This is a genomic window from Candidatus Spyradosoma sp. SGI.093, from assembly GCF_050314555.1.
Lineage (GTDB): Bacteria > Verrucomicrobiota > Verrucomicrobiia > Opitutales > UBA953 > Spyradosoma.
On the sequence record NZ_JBNPNH010000001.1, the window covers coordinates 135,666 to 157,737 of the forward strand.

General features: G+C 65.7%; 16 protein-coding genes and 1 tRNA gene. 11 read left to right on the plus strand and 6 right to left on the minus strand.

What is annotated here, in order from left to right:
• Nucleotides 1–203: 203 nt before the first annotated feature.
• Nucleotides 204–1,247 carry a tyrosine-type recombinase/integrase gene (locus ACQREB_RS00560; RefSeq protein ID WP_427764030.1) on the plus strand — a complete coding sequence of 348 codons (1,044 nt, stop codon included), beginning with the start codon at nt 204–206 and terminating at the stop codon, nt 1,245–1,247.
• A 105-nt stretch (nt 1,248–1,352) separates the two neighbouring features.
• Here the strand turns inward: ACQREB_RS00560 and ACQREB_RS00565 are convergent, their stop codons facing one another.
• From ACQREB_RS00565 to ACQREB_RS00580, 4 genes are all read right to left on the minus strand, one after another.
• A complete protein-coding gene (locus ACQREB_RS00565; RefSeq protein ID WP_427764033.1) occupies nt 1,353–3,893 on the minus strand; it encodes a DEAD/DEAH box helicase in 2,541 nt (846 codons plus the stop codon).
• Between the two features lie 5 nt (nt 3,894–3,898).
• Nucleotides 3,899–6,073, minus strand: a complete 2,175-nt coding sequence (ligA, locus tag ACQREB_RS00570; protein ID WP_427764036.1) for an NAD-dependent DNA ligase LigA — start codon at nt 6,071–6,073, stop codon at nt 3,899–3,901.
• 159 nt (nt 6,074–6,232) lie between these two features.
• Nucleotides 6,233–6,886, minus strand: coding sequence for an MBL fold metallo-hydrolase (locus tag ACQREB_RS00575; protein ID WP_427764038.1), 654 nt, complete (start codon nt 6,884–6,886; stop codon nt 6,233–6,235).
• Nucleotides 6,887–7,001: 115 nt separating this feature from the next.
• On the minus strand, nt 7,002–8,630 hold the full coding sequence (locus tag ACQREB_RS00580; RefSeq protein ID WP_427764040.1) for an MFS transporter: 1,629 nt from the start codon (nt 8,628–8,630) through the stop codon (nt 7,002–7,004).
• A 129-nt stretch (nt 8,631–8,759) separates the two neighbouring features.
• Here ACQREB_RS00580 and ACQREB_RS00585 point away from each other — a divergent pair.
• From ACQREB_RS00585 to ACQREB_RS00620, 8 genes are all read left to right on the plus strand, one after another.
• Nucleotides 8,760–8,836 (plus strand) — tRNA-Val (locus tag ACQREB_RS00585).
• A 112-nt stretch (nt 8,837–8,948) separates the two neighbouring features.
• A complete protein-coding gene (locus ACQREB_RS00590) occupies nt 8,949–10,424 on the plus strand; it encodes a PP2C family protein-serine/threonine phosphatase (RefSeq protein WP_427764043.1) in 1,476 nt (491 codons plus the stop codon).
• Nucleotides 10,425–10,464: 40 nt separating this feature from the next.
• A complete protein-coding gene (locus ACQREB_RS00595; protein ID WP_427764044.1) occupies nt 10,465–12,045 on the plus strand; it encodes an NAD(P)H-hydrate dehydratase in 1,581 nt (526 codons plus the stop codon).
• A 122-nt stretch (nt 12,046–12,167) separates the two neighbouring features.
• Nucleotides 12,168–13,412 carry a phosphoglycerate kinase gene (gene pgk, locus ACQREB_RS00600; RefSeq protein ID WP_427764046.1) on the plus strand — a complete coding sequence of 415 codons (1,245 nt, stop codon included), beginning with the start codon at nt 12,168–12,170 and terminating at the stop codon, nt 13,410–13,412.
• Nucleotides 13,413–13,448: 36 nt separating this feature from the next.
• The gene (gene tpiA / locus ACQREB_RS00605; protein ID WP_427764049.1) at nt 13,449–14,216 is read left to right on the plus strand and encodes a triose-phosphate isomerase; all 768 of its coding nucleotides are present in this window, start codon (nt 13,449–13,451) and stop codon (nt 14,214–14,216) included.
• A 194-nt stretch (nt 14,217–14,410) separates the two neighbouring features.
• Nucleotides 14,411–15,511: a phosphotransferase enzyme family protein gene (locus tag ACQREB_RS00610; protein ID WP_427764052.1), complete on the plus strand. Its 1,101-nt coding sequence runs from the start codon at nt 14,411–14,413 to the stop codon at nt 15,509–15,511.
• Nucleotides 15,512–15,526: 15 nt separating this feature from the next.
• Nucleotides 15,527–16,402, plus strand: a complete 876-nt coding sequence (locus ACQREB_RS00615; RefSeq protein ID WP_427764055.1) for a hypothetical protein — start codon at nt 15,527–15,529, stop codon at nt 16,400–16,402.
• Nucleotides 16,403–16,517: 115 nt separating this feature from the next.
• Complete coding sequence (locus ACQREB_RS00620) at nt 16,518–17,177, plus strand: RNA polymerase sigma factor (RefSeq protein WP_427764056.1); 660 nt, start codon at nt 16,518–16,520, stop codon at nt 17,175–17,177.
• A gap of 48 nt (nt 17,178–17,225) precedes the next feature.
• On the opposite strand, the gene ACQREB_RS00625 is transcribed toward ACQREB_RS00620, so the two are convergent.
• Together ACQREB_RS00625 and recJ are read right to left on the minus strand one after the other, a co-directional pair.
• Nucleotides 17,226–18,155, minus strand: a complete 930-nt coding sequence (locus ACQREB_RS00625; protein WP_427764058.1) for a DMT family transporter — start codon at nt 18,153–18,155, stop codon at nt 17,226–17,228.
• A gap of 16 nt (nt 18,156–18,171) precedes the next feature.
• The gene (recJ, locus tag ACQREB_RS00630) at nt 18,172–19,896 is read right to left on the minus strand and encodes a single-stranded-DNA-specific exonuclease RecJ (RefSeq protein ID WP_427764060.1); all 1,725 of its coding nucleotides are present in this window, start codon (nt 19,894–19,896) and stop codon (nt 18,172–18,174) included.
• Nucleotides 19,897–20,098: 202 nt separating this feature from the next.
• Here recJ and ACQREB_RS00635 point away from each other — a divergent pair, with 202 nt between their 5' ends.
• Together ACQREB_RS00635 and ACQREB_RS00640 are read left to right on the plus strand one after the other, a co-directional pair.
• A complete protein-coding gene (locus ACQREB_RS00635; RefSeq protein ID WP_427764706.1) occupies nt 20,099–20,773 on the plus strand; it encodes an ABC transporter ATP-binding protein in 675 nt (224 codons plus the stop codon).
• Complete coding sequence (locus ACQREB_RS00640; protein WP_427764063.1) at nt 20,770–22,041, plus strand: ABC transporter permease; 1,272 nt, start codon at nt 20,770–20,772, stop codon at nt 22,039–22,041. The genes ACQREB_RS00635 and ACQREB_RS00640 overlap by 4 nt, the downstream gene beginning before the upstream one ends.
• Nucleotides 22,042–22,072 lie beyond the last annotated feature (31 nt).

The following is a 22,072-nucleotide window of genomic DNA, read 5'->3' on the forward strand; positions in this document are numbered from 1 at the left end:
AAACCTTTTCCCGGAAACGCCGAGCCTCGTCCCCGTCGCCTCTCTCTCCAAAAATCTTTCTTTAACTCCAATCAGTCGATTGGTCAAAAATCTTTGCGCTTTTAAAATCGCCGTTAAAAGCGTCGCCGGAGGAAAATATGCTTGCTTTGCGATTTCCCAAATCGCAGGGCGTCGTCCGGCGCGCCTCCGCATAAAATTTCATCATGAAGATCAGACTTTCACAAAACGAGATGCGGGAATACGTGGCGGCGCGCGGGCTGCTGGCGAAGACGGGCTTCGGGCTCGTGGAGGCGGCGGCGCTGGCGAACGCCGTCGCGGAGCGGCTCGGCGCGACGACGGGAACGGGATTGCTCGAAACGCTGCTCGGAAGAGTTCCGGTTCTTCGGGAGGAGGCGGAGAAACCGTCCGGAACGTTCGGCGAGATTTTCGAACGCTATCTCGAGGCGCGCCGCAATCTGCGCCCGCGGACGCGAAGCGACTACCGGGAGCGCTGCCGGCGGCTGCTCGCGCGCGTTCCCGCGCTGAAGGACGCGCCCCTGCCGCGGATTTCGACCGAAGACTGCCTCGCGGCGCTGAACGCGGCGTTCCCGCGCGAGCGCCAGGCGGTGAAGGGGCGCGCGCTGATGTCGGCGGTCTTCGGTTTCGCGGAACGCCTCGGTCTCGTCCCGCGCAATCCGGTCGCGGCGATCGGAGTGCCGGAGGTCGCGGAAAAGGAAATCGTTCCGCTGACGCTCCGCGAAGGCGAAGAGCTGGTGCGCGCGGCGCGGGAGCTCGCGGGCGCGCGCGCCGCGCTCGCCGTCGGGCTGATGCTTTACGGCGGCATCAGGCCGACGGAGGTCTCGCGGCTCAGGCGCGCGGACGTCGATCTGCGCGAAGGCGTGATCTGCATCGCGCCGACGCGCAGCAAGACGGGCGGCGCACGGCACGTCTCCGTGTTCCCGCCGCTGATGCGCCTGCTGCGCGAGCCCGGCGCGCTGCCGCTGGAAGAGGACGCTCTGCTCGTTCCCGCGGACTGGACGCGCAAATGGCTGCGCATCCGACGCGCGTGCGGCTGGGGGAGCGACGCGGCGCGCCCGTGGAGGCAGGACGTGCTGCGGCACACGTTCGCGAGCTATCACCTGAAGCTTTTCCGCGACATCGCGAAGCTGCAGCTGGAGATGGGGCACACCTCGCCGAAGCTGCTCTTCGCGCGCTACGTGAATCTGCGCGGCGTCGCGCGCGCCGACGCGAAAGCGTTCTTCCGGTGACGCGGAGATTTTTTTGAATCCGCGGAGCGCGCGAACCTCCAAGCCCTAAACTCCTCCAACCCTTAACCTCTTAACCTTTAACCCTTAACCTTTAAGCTTTCTCCTTCAGATGCCGAGGAGCTGCTTCATGTCGGCGAGGGAGATCTTCGCGGATTCGGCGTCGCTCGCCTCGAAGACGGACTGCAGCAGGGCGCGCTTTTCGTCCTGGAGCTCGAGCACGCGTTCCTCCACGGAATCGGCGACGACGAGCTTCACGGACGTCACCGCGCGCGTCTGCCCGATGCGGTGCGCGCGGTCGGTCGCCTGCGCCTCCGCCGCGGGGTTCCACCACGGATCGAAATGCACGACCATGTCCGCGCCCGTGAGATTGAGCCCGACGCCGCCCGCCTTCAGCGAGATCAGGCAGACGGGAACGCTCTCGTCGGCGTTGAACTTTTCGCAGATTTCGGCACGGTTCTTCGTCGCGCCGTCGATGTAGGCGAAGGGGATTCCGTCCGCCCGGAGCACGTCCTTCAGGAACGCGAGCACGGAGACGAACTGCGAGAAGACGAGCACGCGGTGTCCGCCCGCGACCGCCTCGTCGAGCAGTTCGCGGAAGGCGCGCAGCTTCGCGGATTCGCTCTCGGGGAAATCCGGGTCGAGCAGGCGCGGCTCCGTGCAGATCTGGCGCAGGCGCAGCAGCTGCGAGAACGCGGCGAAGCGGATGCGGTTGTCGGCGGCTCCGGACATTTCGAGCTCGAAGATTTCGCGGCGGGAACGGTCCTGCCAGTCCGCGTAGAGCTTCGCCTGGGCGTCGCCGAAGCGGCACCAGACCTTCTGCTCGATGCGCGGCGGGAGCTCCGGCGCGACGAGGGATTTCGTGCGGCGCAGAATGTAGGGCGCGGCGAGCGTGCGGACGATTTCGCGGTCGCGTTCCCGCCGGTCCGCCGCCGTCATCGAGACGCCGGGCGCGTCCGGCGCAGGCATGAATCCGGGCAGGATGAAGTCGAAGAGCGTGCGCAGGTCCTCGATGGAATTCTCCACGGGCGTTCCCGTGAGGACGAAGCGCGTTCCCGCGGGAATGTCGCGCAGCGCGCGCGAGTTGCGCGAGCGGCGGTTCTTGACCTGCTGCGCCTCGTCGGCGACGATCGCGCGCCACGTTCCCGAGGCGAGAAAATCCGCGTTGTCGATGCGCAGCGTCGCGTAGGACGTGATGACGACGCCGCGCGGGAACGCCGTCAGCTCCTCGCGGGAACGCTTCTGCCCGTGGTGGACGAGCGTCGCCAGATGCGGCGCGAAGCGCGCCAGCTCCCGCCGCCAGTTTTCGACGAGCCCCGCGGGCGCGACGACGAGCACGCGCAGATCCGCCGAGGGATCCGTCGCGAACACGGCGGAAAGGAACGCGATCGCCTCGACGGTCTTGCCCAGGCCCATTTCGTCGGCGAGGATTCCGCCGAGCCGATTTTTGTAAAGATGCCACAGCCACGCGGCGCCGATCTGCTGGTAGATGCGCAGCCGTCCGTCGAGCTCCGCGGGAACGGGCGCCTTGCGCAGACGGCTCAGGTCGCGGAGCGCGCCGGAGCGCCTGCGCCAGGTTTCGGGCGGCTCGAAATTCACGCCGAGCTCCTCGAAGACAGCCTCCGCCGAAGCCAGTTCCGCGCGCGAGACGCGGCGGCGGAACGCGGGCGAGCCGGCGTAGCGCGAGCCGGAGCGGTCGAGACGTTCGCGCACCGCGGCGAGCTTTTCGGAGACTTCCCGCGGAATGAGCACGATGCGCCCCGCCTTCGTCTTCACGTACGGGCAGGAACGCGTCAGCGCGGCGTTCACCTCCGCCTCGGGAACGCCGTAAGTCTCGATGCCGACGGCGATTTCGAATTTGTCGCCCTGCTCGAACGCGTCGGTCTTGAGCCTGGCGACGCGCAGGCTCTGCACGAATTCGTTGAACATCGGCGACATGCGCGGCGCGAAGCGTTCGCGGAAGCGTTCCCACTCGCGCGCGAGAAAGCACAGCACCGCGTGCTCGCCGCGCAGGAACCAGCGCGCGGAACGCACGTCTAGGTCGAAGCCGTTGTATTTGAGCTTGTCGTAGATCGCCTCGTAGTTTTCGGACTCGCGCGACGGCAGCACGACGGAGATCCACTGCGCGTTCCCGTCCGTCTGCGGACGGCGCACGAGCGGCTGCTGCTCCGCGCGGAGCGCCCCGCGCGCGGCGGGACGTTCGGATTTCTTCGGGCGCGCCGGGCCGCCGCGTTCCCGCGCCGCGAAAAGCGCGTCCGCGGACGGCGCGGGCTTCGGCGCGGAAGGCGGCGCGTTCTCGCGCAGCGTCCGCAGCACGGCGGCTTTGCGCGCCTCTTCCGCCGCCTTGAGCATCGCCGAAAAATACGAGAAATAAACCGCGATCGCGTGGCGGCAGACGCGCCCCGAGCGCCCGACGTCGCAGCTGCACTGAGACTTCACGAACGTGCGGGAACGCAGATCGAGATTCACCAGAAAGCGCCGCGCGCCGTCCGCGACCTTGCCGCGCATGACGGGCGCGGCCCACATCACGTCGAGCACGGAGCCGACGAGCGCCTTGCCCTCGCGCAGCGTCTGCGCGGGAACGCTCTCCGCCCATTCTTCGTCGGGAATCTGCGGCGGCAGCGCGCCGGAATCTTTTTTCTTCTCCACGGCTCTCAGAAAAGTTCAAGCTGGCGCGGCTCGGCGGCGGCGTCCGCCGCGGGCGCGGATTCGTCCTCGGGCGCGGCATCCGTCTCTTCCGCCGCCGCGCCGACGCGCGCGAGCAGTTCCGCCTCGTCGATGACGGGAACGCCGAGCGCGCGCGCCTTGTCGAGCTTCGAGCCCGCCTCTTCGCCCGCGAGCACGAAATCCGTCTTCGAGCTGACGCTTCCGGAAACCTTTCCGCCGTGGCGTTCGATGAGCGCCTTGGCTTCGTCGCGCTTCAGCGTCGGCAGCGTGCCCGTGAGCACGAAGACCTTTCCCGCGAAAATCTGCGGGGCGGCGTCGCTCTCGCCTTCCGTCCCGGCGCCGAGACCGAGCGCGACGAAGCGTTCCGCGAGCTCGCGGTTGCGCGGCTTTTCGAAAAAGGCGAGCACGTTCGCGACGAGCACGGAGCTCTTGTTCTTTTCGTCGTCCGCCCGCTTCAGCAGCGCGTCGCGGAGCTCCGCCTCGGAGGCGTCCGCAAGCGCGGCGAGCGAGCGGAACTTCTTCGCGAGCAGCTTCGCGTTCTCTTCGCCGATGCCGGGAATGCCCAGCCCGTTGACGAGCCGCGCGAGCCCGCGCGAACGCGACGCCTCGATGCCGTCGAGCAGATTGCGCGCGGATTTTTCCTTGAACTTGTCGAGTCCGACGAGATCGCTTTCCCGAAGCGCGTAGAGGTCGGCGGGAACGCTCACGAGCCCGCGCGCGACGAGCTGCGCGGCGACCGCCTCGCCGAGATTGGGAATGTCCATGCAGGATTTTCCCGAGAAATAAAGCAGGCGGCGGACGCGCACTTCCGGCGTGTCCTTTTCGCGCAGATACCAGGCGGCGACGCGCTCCGTGCCTTTTTCGGGGCGTTTCGGATCGACGAGGCGCTCCGGGCGCTCGGCGTCGAGCCCGGCGGCCTTCACCGCTTCGGCGAAGGAGAATCTCCGCGCGTCCGCGGGGCGTTTTTCGGGCACGAAGCGCACGACCTGCGGAATGATTTCGCCCGCCTTTTCGACGATGACGCGGTCGCCGACGCGCAGATCCTTCGCGGCGATCTCGTCCTCGTTGTGGAGCGTGGCGCGGGAGACCGTCGTTCCCGCGACCTCGACGGGATCGAGCTCGGCGACGGGCGTGATCTTGCCCGTGCGGCCAACCTGCAGCGTGACGGCGCGCAGGGTCGTCTCCGCCTGCTCCGGCGCGTATTTGAAGGCGATCGCCCAGCGCGGCGCGTTCGCCTTTTCGCCGAGCTCGCGCTGCACGTCGATGCGGTTGATCTTCACGACGGCGCCGTCGGTCGGGAAATCGAATTTTCCGCGCAGTTCGCCGAGCTCGCGGATCGCCGCGAAGGCGGCTTCGCCGTCGCGCGCGCGGCCGAAGAATTCCGTCACGGGAAAGCCCCACGAGACGAGCGCGTCGCGCAGGTCGGCGAGCGTCGCGAACGCGCTCGGCGGCTCGCAGAAGCCGACGCCGTAAACGTAGGTGTCGAGGCGGCGGGCGCGCGTCTCCTGCGGGTTCTGCGACTTCATCGTTCCCGCGGTGAGGTTGCGCGGGTTCGCGAAGGGCTCGAGTCCGAGCTTCTCGCGCTCGGCGTTGATGCGGCGGAACTCCGCGTTGCGCATGAAGATTTCGCCGCGGATTTCGATGACGTCGGGCACGGGAACGCCGCCGGGCGCGGTCTTCAGTTCGGCGGGAACGCCGGCGATGTTCGCGGCGTGGCGCGAGACGTCGTCGCCCTCCTCGCCGTTGCCGCGTGTCGTCGCGCGCACGAATTTTCCCTTTTCGTAAGTGTAGGAGACGGAGATGCCGTCGATCTTGGGCTCGACGACGAAGTCGAGCTTTTCGGCGGGAACGTCCCTGGCGACGCGGCGGCAGAACTCGGCGAAATCGCCTTCGCTGTACGTGTTGTCGAGCGACTGCATCGGCGTGCGGTGGCGGTATTTCTCGAAGGCGCCCGTGCGGTCGTCGCCGACCTTGTTCGTGGGCGAATCCGCGCTCGCGTACTGCGGGAACGCGGCTTCGAGACGCTTCAGCTCCGCCTTGAGCCGGTCGTATTCGTAGTCCGAAATCGTCGGCGTGGTGTGGCGGTAATAGCGCTCGTCGTGTTCCGAAATTTCCTTGCGGAGCGCGTCGATGCGCAGTTTTTCTTCGGGGACGTCTGGCATGGTCGTTGAAAAAGCGTTGAGCGCGCCGCCGCAGAACGCCCAGAGGCAGAACGCGGCGCGCGCGGTTTTGAAAAAGGGAGCTCCGACGGCGACGTTCCCGCCGCGTCCCGAGAGGGAGGCGGGATTTCGTTTCGGCGCTCGGGAGCGGGAACGCATGGACTACAGCCGCACGTAGGGATTCGTTTCGATCTCGTCGCCGACGCTCGTTTCCGGGCCGTGGCCGGGGAAGACGCGCACGTCGCGCGGGAGCGTGAAGAGCTTTTCGCGGATGTTCTTTTCGAGCACGGCGAAGCTGCCGCCGGGCAAGTCCGTGCGCCCGACGCTGCCGGCGAAAAGCGCGTCGCCGGTGAACACGCATTTTTCCGCGGCGCAGTAGAACGCGAGGCTGCCGGGGCAATGCCCGGGAACGGCGAGCGCGCGCCATTCCGCGCCGAGCAGCGTGAACGTCTCGCCGTCCGCCGTCGGGCGCGAAAGCGCGAACGCGGGAAAGTCCGCCGCCGTCAGCCCCGGAATCGCGCTCTGGTACCACGGCGCGAATTTTTCGGGATTTTCGTGAAAGGCGCGTCCGTCCTCGTGCGCGAAGACGGGCGCGTCCGCGCGCGTTCCCGCGAGCAGCGCGGCGACGCCGCCGTTGTGGTCCCAATGCCCGTGCGTGATGAGAATCGCGTCGAGCGCGAGACCTTCGCGCCGGATGATCGGGAGGAGTTCGGCGTCCGAGCCGGGCGGAACGTCGACGACGACGCAGCGGCCGTTCTCGGAAATCAGATAAGCGTTGGTCGCGAAAGGACCGGCGGGAATGGTGCGGATGTTCATTTTGGAAAGCTTAAAGCTTAAAGGTTAAGGGTTGAAGGAGGTTAAAAGGTTATGAGGTTAAAGGTTAAGGGAAGAAAAATTCCTCTAAGTTCTCACCCTTAACCTTTAAGCTTTTTCACGCGTTCATGTCCTTCCACTTTTTCGCCATGTGCGAGAAGACGATGAGCGCGATCGCGGAGAGCACGCCGATCGCGGCGAAAGGCAGCCAGACGTTAAGATTCGGCGAATACGTCTCCCAAAGAAGGCGCGTCGCCGCCTGCGCGTCGAGCCCGGTTTCCGCCTGCAGCGCGCTCATCGCGCCGTTGCGCGTGATTTCGAGCTTCGCCTCGAGCGCGCTCACGTCGTCGAAGAACGGACGCCATTCGACGCCGCGTTTCTCCGCGAGCCAGCGCAGCGCGAGCGTCGCCTTTTCGCCGACGTTCCCGTAGATGAAGCCCGCCATCTTCGCGCCCGCGAAGATGCCCACGCCCACGGGAATGTTGATGTAGGCGAGATAGACGCCCTTCTTGTCCGGCGGCGCGATTTCGGAAAGATACTGCGACTTCTTCGGGCCCGTGCACATTTCGCCGAGCGAGAAGAACACGACGCCGAGAATGAAGAACCACGCGTTCTGCGTGTAGCCCGCGACGACGACGCCGACCGTCGCCATGAACATGCCGATGACCATCGCCGAGAGCGTGCGCATCTTGCGCGTGAGCCACGACACGCCGACCACGCCGAGGATGATGAACCACGCGTTGCACGAGATGAGCACCGCCTGCGGCACGCGCAGCGCGCCGTCGTGCTCCTCGACGAGGAACTGCGAAATCCCTTCCGGCAGCGCGCCGAGCGTCGCGGCGACGTTCGCGCTCGAAACCCAGTCTTCGAGGAAGTTCGGCTGCAGGTCCCAGAGCTGGAACATCATCAGCCAGAAGCCCGACATGATGAGAATCCACGTCAGCAGGCGCGGCTGGAAAATGTCGCGCACGGCGTTCACGAGCACGCGCAGCGGCGAAAGCGTCTTCGAGGCGCCCGAGGGCGTGTCGCGGAAGAAGAGCAGCGGCACGAAGTTCAGCAGAATCATGCCCGCGGAAACGCAGAACACGAGCCGCCAGCGCTCGGGGGAATTGGCGGCGCCGAGCGCGTCCGCCATGAAGTTGCCCGAAAGAAACGCCACGGGAATGTAGTGCCCGATGAGCGCGCCGATGTTCACGACCCAGTAGAAGACGCCCCAGCCGAGCGAGGATTTTTCGCGCGGGAGCGTGTGCGAAAGCGCGCCCTGGATGCCCGGCTTGAACAGCGCCGAGCCCGTCGCGAACACCGTGATGCCCGTGAGGAAGCCGAGGTAGTCGCCGTTCACGCCGTCGATCCCGAGCGTTCCCGCGAACGCGTCGAGCGCGGCGACGTCGCGCAGAAACGCCATCAGCAGGTAGCCGACGGACATCATCGCGACGGAAATCGTCATCATCTTCTTGTAGCCGTAGCGGTCAGCGAACCCGCCCGTGACGATGGGCAGGAAGCACTGCACGACCGCCCACCACGCGTAGAGCGTGCCCTTCGCGGCGGCGTCGAGATGGAGCCCGCCGGCGTTGTCCGCCTGCATGATGTAGATGGGCGCGACGACGCGCACGCTGTTGTACGCGAGCCGCTCCATCATCTCGATGAAGTTCAGCTCGAAAAACGGCGTGAGCCACGAGGCGGATTTCTTCGTTTCTGCGGCGGGAACGGCGTCCGTTCCCGTCTCGGAATTCGTCGGATTGCTCATAACTGTCTTCTGTAAAATGTGGCGCCGAGCATAACAAATTCGCCTCCGCCCGCGCAACCGCGAAGGCGAGTCCGGAAAAAGCGCTTGCGTTTTCACGGAAAAAAGCCCATTCTCGCATCTCATTCTTTCGGTCGCGTAGCTCAGTTGGTTAGAGCACAGCATTCACATTGCTGGGGTCACAGGTTCGAGTCCTGCCGCGACCACCATTTTTTCCGAAGCCCGCGAAGACGCGGGCTTTTTCGCGTCCGCCCGCGTTCCCGCGGCGAAATTGGCGTTGAGCCGCGGCGGGAATCCGTACATACTGAGCGCACGAAAATCATGAGCGAATTCGTCACAATCGCCCTGCTCGTCGGGGTCTCCGCTTTCGCGCTCCGGTCCTGGCTCGTGCTTCGTCACTCCAAAAGCGAGTACTATCGGCTGGACTTCAGTCTTCAGCACGAACGCTACAGCAACCGCCTCACCGTCGACTTCATGCACGCGGTGAAGCGTTCTCTGGAGACGGGCGAGGCGCAGGAAGTCACGAAGGACACCGTCTTCAGGAGCATTCTCTTCACGGCGATCCGCGGCACGCGCGCGATGAGCGCCTGCATCTTCCGGCTGAACGAGGACGACGCGTTCGAGCCGATCGCGCGCGCGGGGCTGTTCCCGCTGCTCGGCGGCTATCCCGCGCGCTTCCGCGGCGCGTCGCGGGTCGGTCTGATCCGCGCGCATTTCGAAAAGACGATCTACGCGAAAGACGCGCCGTGCTTCGCCGAAGCGCTCCGCAGCGGGACCGCCACGCTCGTGCGCGCGTTCCCGCTCGCGCCCGGCAATTTCGTTCCCGACGATCCGCCCGCCGTGCCGCGCGACGTCATCGTCGCGCCGGTCTTCCTCTCGGGAAAGCTCATCGGCGTCATCGCCGTCGCCAATCCGCGCCACCGCGGCCGGTTCACGCCGTCGGAAATCAAGCTCGCCGACCTGCTCGCGCAGCAGGCGGGCATGGCGCTGCAGATGCGCACGCTTCTCGCCGTGCGCGCGGAAAAACAGCGGCTCGACTTCGAGCTCGGCATCGCCGCGAGCATTCAGAAGATGCTCCTCCCGCGCTACATTCCCCAGGCGCATTCCATCGACATCGCGACGACCTACCGCCCCGCGCAGACCGTCGGCGGCGACCTCTACGACGTCTTCGACCTCGGCGGCGGGCGCATCGCCGCGATCGTCGCGGACGTCTCCGGGCACGGCGTCTCCGCCGCGCTGCTCATGGCGATCTGCCGCACGAATTTTCACCGGATCGCGCCGACCTCCATCAGCGCCGCGGACCTGCTCCGCCGGCTCGACCGCGTGATGGCGCACTCGTTCTCGCGCGGCAAATTCCTGACCGCCGTCTGCGCGTTTCTGGACACACAGCGCAACACGCTTTCGCTCGCGCGCGCCGGGCACGAACGCCCGCTCCTGCTCTCCAACAACGATCCCGCCACGGGAACGCCGCTGCGCGAGCCCAAGCTCGAATTTCTCGACAGCGGCGGCCTCGCCGTCGGGCTGACGAAGCCGGAGATCTTCGACGCCGCCATTGCGGAGATCTCGCGCCCGTATTTCCGCAACGACGCGCTGATTCTCTACACCGACGGGCTGACGGAGGAGCGCGGCGCGGACGGCGAGGAATTCGGATCCGAGCGCCTCGCGCGCGTCGTCCGCAGGATGCACGGCGAAAACGCGCGGCGCATCAACGACGCCATCATCGCCGAGCTCTCCGCCTTCTCCGGAAAGACCGAATTTTCCGACGACCTCACGCTCGTCGCCATCCGCGCGACCTGAGCCGCTCGCGCCGAAAAAAACACGTTCCCGCCGCACGAAAATGCTCTCCGAATTCCGCCTCCCCGTCATGTCCTGCGCCCGCGCGAAAGCCTGGGAAAAACACTTCTTCGCGCCGGAAAACGCGGGTGCCGAAACGCCGCCGCAGGAACGCGACTTCATGCGCCGCGCGGGAACGCGCATCGGAGACTTCATCCTCTCGCGCCTGCGGGAACGCCCGCCCGCGCACCTGCTCGTCCTCTCCGGAAAAGGCCACAACGGCGGCGACGCGCTCATCGCCGCGCGGCGCGTGCTGAGTGCGTTCCCGCGCGGAAGCGTGCCCGCGAAGATCGTCTTCTTCGCGAAAGACTGGGACGCGCTCGCGCCGCTCACGATGGACGCCTACGAGGATTTTCTGCGCGACTGCGGCAAGGCGCCCGCGCTTTTTCTCCCGGAGGAATCTCCCGACGCGCTCGACGCCTTTCTGCCGCGTTCCCGCGGCGGCGTCGTGATCGACGGCGTTTACGGGCACGGCTTCCGTCCGCCGCTGCGCGAGCACGTCCGCGAGGCGTTCACGCGCCTCAACGCCCTCGGCGGCGGCGACCTGCGCGTCTCCGTCGATCTGCCCTCGGGCGTGAGCGATTCGCCCGTTTCCGTCTGCGCCTTCGCGGCGGACTTCACCTGCGCGACGGGCATCCTCAAGACGCCGCTGCTCGATCCCGCGAACTCGCGCTGCGTCGGCCGCGTCGTGCCGCTCGCGATCGGCTTTCCCGTCGAGGAAAAACGTATCTGCGCGGCGGATACGCGCCTCGCGCTCGAGCGTGTTCCCGCGCGGCGTCCCGCGTTCTGCGACAAGCGCACGTTCGGTCACGTTCTGATCGTCGGCGGCTCGCGCGCGATGCCGGGCGCGCTGATGCTCAACGCGCTCGCGGCTCTGCGCGCGGGCGCGGGGCTCGTCAGCGTGCTCTGCCCGCGGAGCGTCCACGCCGCCTTCGCCGCGCGCGCGCCGGGCGCAATGTGGATTCCCTGCGAAGAGACGCCGGAAGGCGCGCTCGAGCTCCGCGACGCGCTCGCGAAATTCCGTAAATTTTCCGCCAGGGCGGGCGCCGTGCTCTGCGGTTCCGGCATGGGAGACTCGCCCGACGCTCAGGCGCTCGCGCAGAGCGTCGCCGCGGAAACGCCGGAAGCCGCCGCGCTCGTGCTCGACGCGGACGCGCTGCGCCCGGGCACGCTCTCGGCGCTGCGGCGAAGCGACCCGAACGTTCTCCTGCCGCACCACGGCGAATTTCTCCGGCTCGGCGGCGACCCGAAAAACCCCGAGACGTTCCTGAGCCGCAGGCCGCGGGTTTCCGCGTTCGCGCTCAAAGGACCGTTCACGGAAATCCTGGACGCGGAAACGCGCCTGATCACGTCCGCGGGAACGCCCGCGCTCGCGCGCGGCGGGAGCGGCGACGTGCTCGCGGGAATGACGGCGGCGCTCTTCGCCGAACGCGCCTCGCGCCGCGACGCGCCGACGCCCGCGGAACTGCTCGCGCAGGCGGTCTGCTGGCACGGCGCCGCGGCTCAGCATTGGGAGCTCGCGCAGGGCACGCGCACGGCGGACGTCTCCGCCCTGCCCGAGTTCTTCGGCGATGCCCTGCCCTGACCGCCTCCGCGCCGCGAAAAACCGAGGGTCCGGGCGGCAAATTTCAATTTGCCAAAGCGTTCCCGCGCGGATTTAATGAGAGAACATTTTGTTGAAACCACTCTTTGAACAATCACAAAACTATGGCAGCTAAAACAATTCGAGACATCGATGTTAACGGCAAACGCGTGTTCATCCGCGTTGACTTCAACGTTCCGCAGGACAAGGCGACGGGCGCGATCACGAACCCGCAGCGCATCGTCGCGGCGCTCCCGACGATCCAGTACGCGCTCGACCACGGCGCGGCGGTCGTTCTCGCCTCGCACCTCGGCCGCCCGAACGGTCAGGTCACCCCGAAATTTTCGCTCAAGCCCGTCGCGGAAGAGCTCTCCAGGCAGATCGGCAAGCCGGTGAAGTTCGTCGAGGACTGCGTCGGTCCCGTCGCCGAAGAGGCGAAAGCGGCGCTGAAGCCGGGCGAAATCCTGCTCCTTGAAAATCTGCGCTTTCACATCGAGGAAGAAGGCAAGGCTAAGGACGCCGACGGCAACAAGATCAAGGCCGATCCCGCGAAGGTCGCCGAATTCCGCGCGAGCCTTTCCAAGAACGTGGACGTGTACGTGAACGACGCGTTCGGCACGGCGCACCGCGCGCACTCCTCGATGGTCGGCGTCGATCTTCCCGCGAAGGTCGCCGGCTTCCTCATGGAAAAGGAACTCAAGGCGTTCGCGGCGGTGCTCGAAAACCCGGCGCGCCCGCTCCTCGCGATTCTCGGCGGCGCCAAGATCGCCGACAAGATTCCGCTGATCAAGAACCTCATCGACAAGGCGAACGAGATCATCATCGGCGGCGGCATGGCGTTCACGTTCAAGAAGGTCATGCAGAACATGGAAATCGGCGCCTCGCTCTTCGACGAAGAAGGCGCAAAGCTCGTTCCCGAGCTCATCGCCAAGGCGCAGGAAAAGGGCGTGAAGATCACGCTCCCGGTCGATTACGTGTGCGCGGACAAGTTCGCGGCGGACGCGGCGACGCAGGCGGCGACGGACGAAACCGGCATTCCCGCCGGCTGGATGGGCCTCGACGTCGGCCCGAAGACGAACGAAATCTTCACGAAGTCCATTCTCGCCTCCAAGACCATCGTCTGGAACGGCCCCGCGGGCGTGTTCGAGTTCGACGCCTTCGCGTCGGGAACGAAGGCGATGGCGGACGCGATCGCCAAGGCGACGGAAGCCGGCGCGACCACGGTCGTCGGCGGCGGCGACACGGCGACGGCGGCGAAGAAATTCGGCGTCGCGAAGACAGTCTCGCACTGCTCCACGGGCGGCGGAGCTTCGCTCGAGCTCCTCGAAGGCAAGATTCTTCCCGGCGTGGACGCGCTGGACAAGGCGTAAAAATCGACAACCTCAAATTTCAATCACCAAAAAATCATGTCACGCAAAATCCTCATCGCAGGTAACTGGAAAATGAACAAGACGGCGACGGAAGCCGTCGAACTCGCCAAGCCGATCATCGCAGCGGTCAGCAACCGCAACGAAATCGACGTGCTGATGTGCCCGACGTTCACGTCGATCCCGGCCGTCAGCGCCCTCATCGGCAACTCCACCGTCAAGCTCGGCGCGCAGAACGTCAGCGACAAGGCCTCGGGCGCCTACACGGGCGAAATCTCCGCGGCGATGCTCCGCGACCTGCACGTCTCGCACGTCATTCTCGGCCACAGCGAACGCCGCAGCTACTACGGCGAAACGGACGCGTTCATCAACAAGAAGGTCATCACCTGCCTCGAAAGCAATCTGATCCCGATCCTCTGCGTCGGCGAAACGCTCGAAGAACGCGAAGCCGGCAAGGTCGAAGACGTCATCAAGACGCAGCTCGTCGGCGGCCTCGCGAACGTTCCCGCGGACAAGGCGGAAAACATCGTCATCGCCTATGAACCCGTCTGGGCGATCGGCACCGGCAAGACCGCGACTCCCGACCAGGCGCAGGAAGTGCACGCGTTCATCCGCAAGACGCTCACCGAAATCCTCGGCACCGTCTCCGACAAGATCCGCATCCTCTACGGCGGTTCGATGAAGCCGGCGAACGCCGACGAACTCCTCGCCAAGCCGGACATCGACGGCGGCCTCATCGGCGGCGCGGCGCTCGTCGCGAAGGACTTCCTCGCCCTCGTCGAAAGCGGCGTCAAGGCGCAGGCGTAAAAGAAAGCTTAGAGTTCAAGGCTTAAAGCTTGAAGAAGAGCGTTCCCGCGAAACGAATCGCGGGAACGCTTTTTTGTCGTTCCCGCGCGCGAAATTTCTCCATTTTCAAATTGTCCGCGGAGGCGTTTTCGTGTAGAAAAGAATCGAAGGCGCCTTCGCGCCGATTCTCAAAAAACAGAATCCATCACTTAGAAATGAACGCATCCCTGATCGCAAAACAGTTCGCCGTCTCCGGGCGGCTCGTTTCCGTCGAGCCCTTCGGTTCCGGCAACATCAACGACACCTACCGCGTCATCTTCCGCACGACGTTTTCGGAAGAGCGCTTCATCCTGCAGCGCATCCGCCGCGCGGTTTTCCCCAAGCCGGAAAACATCATGCACAACATGCGCGTCGTGACGGACGTGTGCCACAAGAAGCTCGAAGAGATCAACGAAACCTCCGACCGCATCTGGCAGCTGCCGAAGATCATCCGCACGCGCGACGGCAAAGACTTCTACGTGGACGGGAACGGCGAAGTCTGGCGCGCGATCTCCAACATCGCCTCCGCGGTCTCCTACGAGAAAGTGCAGAGCCCCGACCACGCGTTCGAGGCGGGAACGGTGCTCGGCTGCTTCCAGAATCTCATTTCCGACATTCCCTGCGAAAATCTCGAATACGTCATCGAAAGCTTCCACATCACGCCGACGTATCTCGACGCGATGGACGCCGCGCTGAAGACGCCCGAGGCGCAGGACCTGCTCGCGCATTCCCGCGAAGCGCGCAACTGTCTCGCGATCATCGAAGAGCGCCGCGATTTCTGCTCCGTCTTCGAAAAGGCGAAAAAGAACGGAATCCTGAAGCTGCGCCCGACGCACGGCGACCCGAAGGTCGCGAACATCCTCATCGACGAGACGACCGGCAAAGGCACCTGCATCGTGGACCTGGACACGATCCAGCCCGGGCTCGTCCACGCCGACATCGGCGACGCCGTCCGCTCCTCCTGCAATCCCGCGGGCGAAGACGCGATGGATCTCCACACGGTCTTCTTCGACACGGATCTTTTCTCCGCGTTCTACCGCGGCTACATGCGCCACGCCAAAAAATTCTTCACGCAGGCGGACCACGATCATCTTTTCGACGCCGTACGCATCCTGCCGCTCGAGCTCGGTCTGCGCTTCTTCGCGGACTATCTCGCCGGCGACGTCTACTTCAAGACGCGCTACAAGGAACACAACCTCAAGCGCGCGCTCGTGCAGCTGCGTCTCATGGAAAGCATCGAATCCCGCGAGTCGCAGATCCGCAAGATCATCGGCTGAGAAAGCCCGACGGCGATGCCGCTCCCCGCGACGGAAAACCTCCCCGATTCACCCGCGAGCCACGTGCTGGCGGGTGTTTTCGCGCTCGCGTTCCTGGCGATTCTCTTCTCCTGCTCGCTGCGCGGCTACCGCCGGGGACCGATCCGCAGCCTCGCGCCGCTGATCGCGTTCGCGCTCGCGGGAACGCTCGCCTGGCTCTTCGGCGCGGACCTGGGCTTCGCCCTGCTCGGCAACGTCGGCATTCCTTGGATACTGCGCGGCGTCGCGGGAATCGCGCTCACGGCGACGCTCGTCTGGCTCCCCGTCTTCAGTCTGCTGTGGTGGCGCGGGCGCTCGCAGATTTCGGAACAGACCGGCGAGCCGGAATATCCCGTCTTCGGCGCGGTCGTCGGCTGCTGGATCGGATTTTTCTGGACGGGCGCGTGCGTGTTCGTCCTCGCCGCGGCGGGAACGCTCGGCGAAGCGCTGAACGGCGGCGCGAAGGAAGCCGTCGGCGTCCGCGGGAACGTCTGCCGCGCCGCGATCCGCGCGCGCGCCTCGGTCGCGCTGATTCCAGGGCTGCGCTTCGTCGAAAACTGGAACCCGCTCCCGGAAAGCTTCGTGCGCAAAATCGACAAGCTCGTCGCCGTGCTTTCCGATCCCGCGGCGGCGCGCAAATTCATCTACGCCGACGAAGTCCAGTCGGTGCTCACGCTCCCCGCCGTCTACCCGATCGTGAACTCGCCGAAAATGCAGCGCATGATGGCCGCCCGCGACGTGGACGGCATCCTCTCCGATCCGGACGTGAACCGGATGCTCGACGACCCGGACCTGCGCCGCGCCGTCGCGGAAATCGACTTCGAAGCCCTGCTCGACTCCATCCTCGCCGCGAAGGCGACCCGCCCGGACTGATTTTCCCCGGCCCGGTCCCGCTTCACGAAAAGCGCGCTTCCGCGGGAGCGCGGCGGGGGAAAATCCGCTTTTCATCGGGGAACTGAAAGAGTAGGCTTTGAGCATTGACGCTCAAATGACGCCTTCACGAAAAAACGCCGAAGCGGAACGCTCCTTTTCCGGCCCGCACCGAAACGACGCCGGAAACGGACGGCGCGCGACGGCGCCGCTGCTGAGCTTCCCGAAACGCGGACGGAGCGAATCCGCCGAGCCCCCTTCCGAGCGGCTTTTCCGCTCCGCCTACGCGGAACTTTTCCCGCGCGTCGTCCGCTGGCTCGTCTCGCGCGGCGCGGACCGCGATTCCGCGAGCGACCTCGCGCAGGACGTCTTCGTCCGCGCCTGGGAACGCCGCGGGAATTTCGCCGACCGCGCCGCTCTTTCCGGCTTCGTCTTCGCCTGCGCGAAAAATCTCCGCATCGACCGCGCGCGGCGTTCCCGCCTTCTCGAATTTTCCGGCGCGGAAGCCGGCGAGGACTCGGCGCTCGCCGACTCCCCGCACGCCTCGCTCGGCGCGCCCGACCTCGCCTATCTCCGCGCGCGCCTCGCCGCGGCGCTCGACTCGCTTCCCGAGGGTCAGCGCGAATGCTTCACGCTCTCCCGCCTCGCGGAGTGCTCCGCCGAAGAGATTTCCCGCGCGCTCGGCATTTCGGAAAATCTCGTCTATGCCCGGATTCTGCTCGCGCGCAAAAAACTCGCCGCCGCTCTCGGAGACCTGCGCGGCCTCACGGAGGCGTGAGCCTCGAAGCGCGTAGGGACGCGCGCCCGTCGGACGCGGGCGCTTCCGTCACGCCTCGTCGGGGAAGACGTCGCGGCGGGCTCTGCTGCGCGTCACCATGTGGACGCCGAGGAAGATGACGAGCGCGGCGAGCAGTTTGCCCCAGGAAAATTCGTCCTGCGCGAGCGCGATCGCCAGCGCGCACGCGACGACAGGCTGCACGTAGTTGTACATGCTCGCGGTGGTCGGGCGGATGCGCCGGACCGCCATCGGTATGAGCATGTAGGCGAGGAACGTCGCGCCGAAAAGCACGTAGGCGAGCGCGGCGAAGACCTGCGCGTCGGGCGGCCGCGGGAACGCGCCGTGCGGGCGAAGCACCGCGGGAACGGTCAGCGGCGCGACTTCGAGCACGGCGAAGAGGAACATCCACTTCATCATCGTCACCGCCTGATATTTGACGGAAAGCGGTTTGGAGAAGACGAAGTATATCGCGTAGATGAGCATGCTGCCGACGATGCAGAGGTCGCCCGCGAGGCTCGACGCGGCGTTCCCGCCGCCCTGCGCGGCGCCCGACTGCAGCACGAGCCAGACGGCGCCCGCCGCGCCCGCAAGCACGCCGGCGCATTTCAGCCGCGTGATCGGTTCGCGCAGGAAGACCGCCGCGAGCAGCATGACGACGATCGGCGTTCCCGTGGTGATGACGGACGCGTCCACGGGCGAAGTCATGCTCAGCCCGAAGACGAAGAGCGTCTGATTGCCCGCCACGCCGCAGGTCGAGCACAGCAGGAGCACGGCGATTTCCTTGAGCGAAAGTTTTTCGCGCGGGAGAAAAAGCGAGAGCGCCCAGAACAGCGCGCACGCGGCGACCATGCGCGCGAGCGTCTGAAATTCCGGCGTCACGCGTCCGGCGAGCAGCCATTTGGAGACGGCGTAGTTGACGCCGAAGATGAAGTTCGCCGCGAAGATGAGCAGGTGCCCGTGAATGCGTTCGCGAGTCATTGCGGAGGCGGAAGAATCACGGCCGCGCGGGGCGCCAGTCGATGAGTTCCGCCTGCTGGTATCTGCGTCCGTTGTAGTTGTTCCACGAAAGCTTCAGCGCGAGATCGACGCGCGTTCCCGCGGGCGGAATGCGGTCCGCCTTGTGCCAGGCGACGACGCCGAGCCGCGCCAGCGTCGGCAGCACGATCTGAAAGCGGAAATTGGATTCGCCGAAGCAGACCGTTCCCGCGGGCATTTCGACGCCGCGCAGCCCGAAGATCGGTTCGGGATTGCCCTCGCCGAAGGGCGAAAGGCGCGCGATCTGGTCGAAGAGTTCCGGCGTGAGGTCGGCGACGTCAAGCCATTCCGCGATTTCGAGCACGATTTCGGGAAATTCGCCGTAATTTTTTTCCTGATACTCGCCGACGGCGCGGTCGAAGACTTCGCGGAACGCGGCGACCTTGGCGACGTCCACCGTGATGCCGACCGCCATCGGGTGCCCGCCCCAGGCTTCGAGCATGGCGTCGCCGTAGGGCTTGAGCACTTCGATGAGATTCACGCCGTCCACGCTTCTGCCGGAGCCCTTGGCGGAATCGCCTTCGATGCCGAGCACGATGCAGGGCCGGTTGAAGCGGCGCGCGAGCTTGCCCGCGACAATGCCGACGACGCCCGGGTGCCAGTCGCCGCACGCGAGCAGCGCGTTGCGGTCCGTTCCCGCGGCCTCGACCTGCGCGAGCGCCTCCTCGAAAATGACGCGCTCGATTTCCTGCCGGTCGCGGTTCATCTCGTTGAGCTGGGCGGCGAAGGCGGCGCAGCGCTTCGGATTGCGGCAAAGGAACATTTCGACGGGCAGCGCGGCGTCGGCGAGGCGGCCGCTCGCGTTGATGCGCGGCCCGATGCGGTGCGAGACGTCCACGGGCAGAATGTCCGCCGTGTCCGCGATGTTGCTGGCGGAAATCAGCGCCTTGAGGCCTTCGCGCTTCGTGTTGCGCATCTGCTTCAGGCCGAACCACGTCATCGTGCGGTTTTCGCCCTGAAGCGGCGAAATGTCCGTGATCGTGCCCATCGCGACGAGGTCGAGATACTCGCGCAGGATGATGTTGAAGGCGCGCTCGTCGTTGCGGGAACGCAGCAGCTTGAGAAAGCCGTGAATGACCTTGAAGATGAGCCCCGCCGTGCACAGCGCGGAAAATTCCGGCGCCGCGGAAAAGGACGAATTGGGATTGACGAGCACGGCGCGCGGCGGCTCCGGCGTCTTGCTGCGGTGGTGATCGACGATGACGACGTCGCAGCCCAGCTCGGCGAGGCGCTCGACCTCCTCCGTCGCGTTCGTGCCGCAGTCCAGCGCAAAGAAAAGATCCGGCTTCCCCTCGGCGAGCGCGCGGTTCACGATTTCCGGGCTCATGCCGTAGCCCTCCTCCTTCCGCCGCGGAATGAAGTAATGAGGGCGCAGACCGAACTCGCGCAGAATGCTCACGAGCAGCGTCGTCGAAGTGACGCCGTCCACGTCGTAATCGCCGCAGATCGCGATTTTTTCGCCGCGGTCGATGGCGCGGACGATGCGGTGGGCGGCCTTTTCGAGATTGGGGACGCGGAACGGATCCGTGATGTGCGAAAGCTTGGGCGAGAGAAATTTTTCCGCGTCGGGAATACGCCCGTAGCCGGACTTCACGAGCACGGCGGCGACCGCCGGGAGCAGCCCAAGCTCCTCCTGGATGTCGTGAAGCGCGGATGCGTCCGCCTCTGTGTGAACCCATTTCATCGCGGCGCGGGGAAAAATTGAAGGGGCATTAGAACACAATCGCCGCGTTCCCGCCACCCGAAATTTCACCGCCCGCGTTCCCCCGCGAAAAGTTTTCCCGCGCTTCGGGAAACTTTTTTCTCGGCGCGGCGTTTTCATCGGAATAGTTTTTCGAAAAAATTCACCGATGGCGACACCCGCACAAGACAACGACGACGTTCCCGTGATCGAATTGGTCGACGCGCGGAAGACTTACCGCATGGGCGACGAAGACGTCCACGCGCTCGACGGCGTGAGCGTGAAGATCCGCCGCGGCGAGTTCATCGCGATTCTCGGGCCGTCGGGCTCGGGCAAATCGACGATGATGAACATGCTCGGCTTCATGGACACGCTGACGAGCGGCAAAATGTATTTCGAAGGCAAGGACGTCACGCGCGTCGGCGCCTCGCGCCGCGCCTGGTACCGCGCGAACCGCATCGGCTTCATCTTTCAGGCGTTCAACCTGCTCCCGCGGCTGAGCGTTCTCGAAAACGTGATGCTGCCGCTGACATATTCCAAGGTGCCGCGCCGCGAGGCGGAACGGCGCGCGCGCGAGGCGCTCTCCCGCGTGGCGCTCGACCACCGCGTCGCCCACCTGCCCTCTCAGCTTTCCGGCGGCGAACGCCAGCGCGTCGCGACGGCGCGCGCGCTCGTGAACAATCCCGGCGTCGTGCTCGCGGACGAGCCGACGGGCAACCTCGACAGCAAGAACGTCGCGCGCACGCTGAACCTGCTCCGCTCGCTGCGCGACGACGGGCTGCCGGTCGTCATGGTCACGCACGACCTGGAGGTCGCGAAGGCGACGAGCCGCGTCGTCTCGATGCGCGACGGCAAAATTCTGGAGGACTACCTGCAATGAACTTCTACGGCGCGTTCGTGAACGGGCTGCGCGAAATCCTCGCGCACAAGATGCGTTCCCTGCTCTCGATGTCGGGCATCATTCTGGGCGTCGCCGCGCTCGTGGCGATGGTCTCGGTCGTGCAGGGCATGGTCGGCCAGTTCAAGGGCTTCATCGAAATGCAGGGCGGCATCGAGAAAATCACGATTTCGACGGAATCGCTCCCGAAGGAACAGGAGCACCTGCAGGATTCCGCGCCCGGCCTGCGCATGACGGACGTGGACGCGATCCGCAAGCTCGTGCCGAGCGTGTCGCACATTTCGCCGGAAATATCCATCAAGTGGACGCGCGTCTCGCGCAACGGCAAGGAGTTCAACGCGCGCGTCACGGGAACGATGTCCGACTGGCTCGTCATCAACAAGCGCTCCGTGGCGCAGGGACGCTTTCTCGCGGACGCGGACGAGCTTTCCCGCGCGAAGGTCTGCGTGCTCGGCTCCCTCGTCGTCGAAGAAATCTTCGAGGCGAACGAAGACCCGATCGGCAAGCCGGTGAAGATCGGCGGCGAATGGTTCACGGTCGTCGGCGTGCTCGACACCTATTCCGTCGGCGGCGGGAACGGCGACAAAAAGGCGAACCGCGGTCCCGGCCGCTGGATGAACGGCGGGTGCTACATTCCGATTCACACCGCGATGACGAACTACACGTCCACGGACAAGCTCTCGTCGCTCTACGTGCGCGTCAGCTCCGTCGATCAGCTCGACGAGACCGTCTCGCGGCTCGACCGCGTGCTGCTGCAGTCGCACGACGGGTTTCAGGATTTTTCGATCTCGACGAACGAGGAAATGCTCGACGAATTCAGAAAGACCGAACGCTCGTTCATGATTTCGCTCGGCGGCGTCGCGTTCATTTCGCTCTTCATCGGCGGCATCGGCATCATGAACGTCATGCTCGCGGCGATCAACGAACGCATCCGCGAAATCGGCGTGCGCAAGGCGGTCGGAGCGCGCGCGAGCGACATTTTCCTGCAGTTTCTCGTCGAGACGGCGCTGGTGAGCGGGCTCGGCGGCGCGCTCGGGCTGGGGCTTTCCCTGGCGCTCGTTCAGGGCATCAGCATGGTGATGTCGGGAACGGGCTCGCCGATGAGCCGCGGCATGACGGGCATGGCGGTGGAGCCGGGCGTGATGCTCGCGGGCTTCGTCTTTTCGGTCGGTATCGGCGTCGTCTCGGGCATCTTCCCCGCCCTGCGCGCCTCGCGCCTCGACCCGATCGAAGCCCTCCGCTACGAGTGAGTTCGGGAGCTGAAGAGTTGAGAAGCTGAAA

Excerpts from the sequence above, each read along its gene's own strand:
- ACQREB_RS00560 (WP_427764030.1), top strand. The coding sequence starts at position 204 with ATGAAGATCAGACTTTCACAAAACGAGATGCGGGAATACGTGGCGGCG.
- ligA (WP_427764036.1), bottom strand. The coding sequence starts at position 6,073 with ATGCCAGACGTCCCCGAAGAAAAACTGCGCATCGACGCGCTCCGCAAG.
- ACQREB_RS00575 (WP_427764038.1), bottom strand. The coding sequence starts at position 6,886 with ATGAACATCCGCACCATTCCCGCCGGTCCTTTCGCGACCAACGCTTAT.
- ACQREB_RS00580 (WP_427764040.1), bottom strand. The coding sequence starts at position 8,630 with ATGAGCAATCCGACGAATTCCGAGACGGGAACGGACGCCGTTCCCGCC.
- ACQREB_RS00590 (WP_427764043.1), top strand. The coding sequence starts at position 8,949 with ATGAGCGAATTCGTCACAATCGCCCTGCTCGTCGGGGTCTCCGCTTTC.
- ACQREB_RS00595 (WP_427764044.1), top strand. The coding sequence starts at position 10,465 with ATGCTCTCCGAATTCCGCCTCCCCGTCATGTCCTGCGCCCGCGCGAAA.
- pgk (WP_427764046.1), top strand. The coding sequence starts at position 12,168 with ATGGCAGCTAAAACAATTCGAGACATCGATGTTAACGGCAAACGCGTG.
- tpiA (WP_427764049.1), top strand. The coding sequence starts at position 13,449 with ATGTCACGCAAAATCCTCATCGCAGGTAACTGGAAAATGAACAAGACG.
- ACQREB_RS00610 (WP_427764052.1), top strand. The coding sequence starts at position 14,411 with ATGAACGCATCCCTGATCGCAAAACAGTTCGCCGTCTCCGGGCGGCTC.
- ACQREB_RS00615 (WP_427764055.1), top strand. The coding sequence starts at position 15,527 with ATGCCGCTCCCCGCGACGGAAAACCTCCCCGATTCACCCGCGAGCCAC.
- ACQREB_RS00620 (WP_427764056.1), top strand. The coding sequence starts at position 16,518 with ATGACGCCTTCACGAAAAAACGCCGAAGCGGAACGCTCCTTTTCCGGC.
- ACQREB_RS00625 (WP_427764058.1), bottom strand. The coding sequence starts at position 18,155 with ATGACTCGCGAACGCATTCACGGGCACCTGCTCATCTTCGCGGCGAAC.
- recJ (WP_427764060.1), bottom strand. The coding sequence starts at position 19,896 with ATGAAATGGGTTCACACAGAGGCGGACGCATCCGCGCTTCACGACATC.
- ACQREB_RS00640 (WP_427764063.1), top strand. The coding sequence starts at position 20,770 with ATGAACTTCTACGGCGCGTTCGTGAACGGGCTGCGCGAAATCCTCGCG.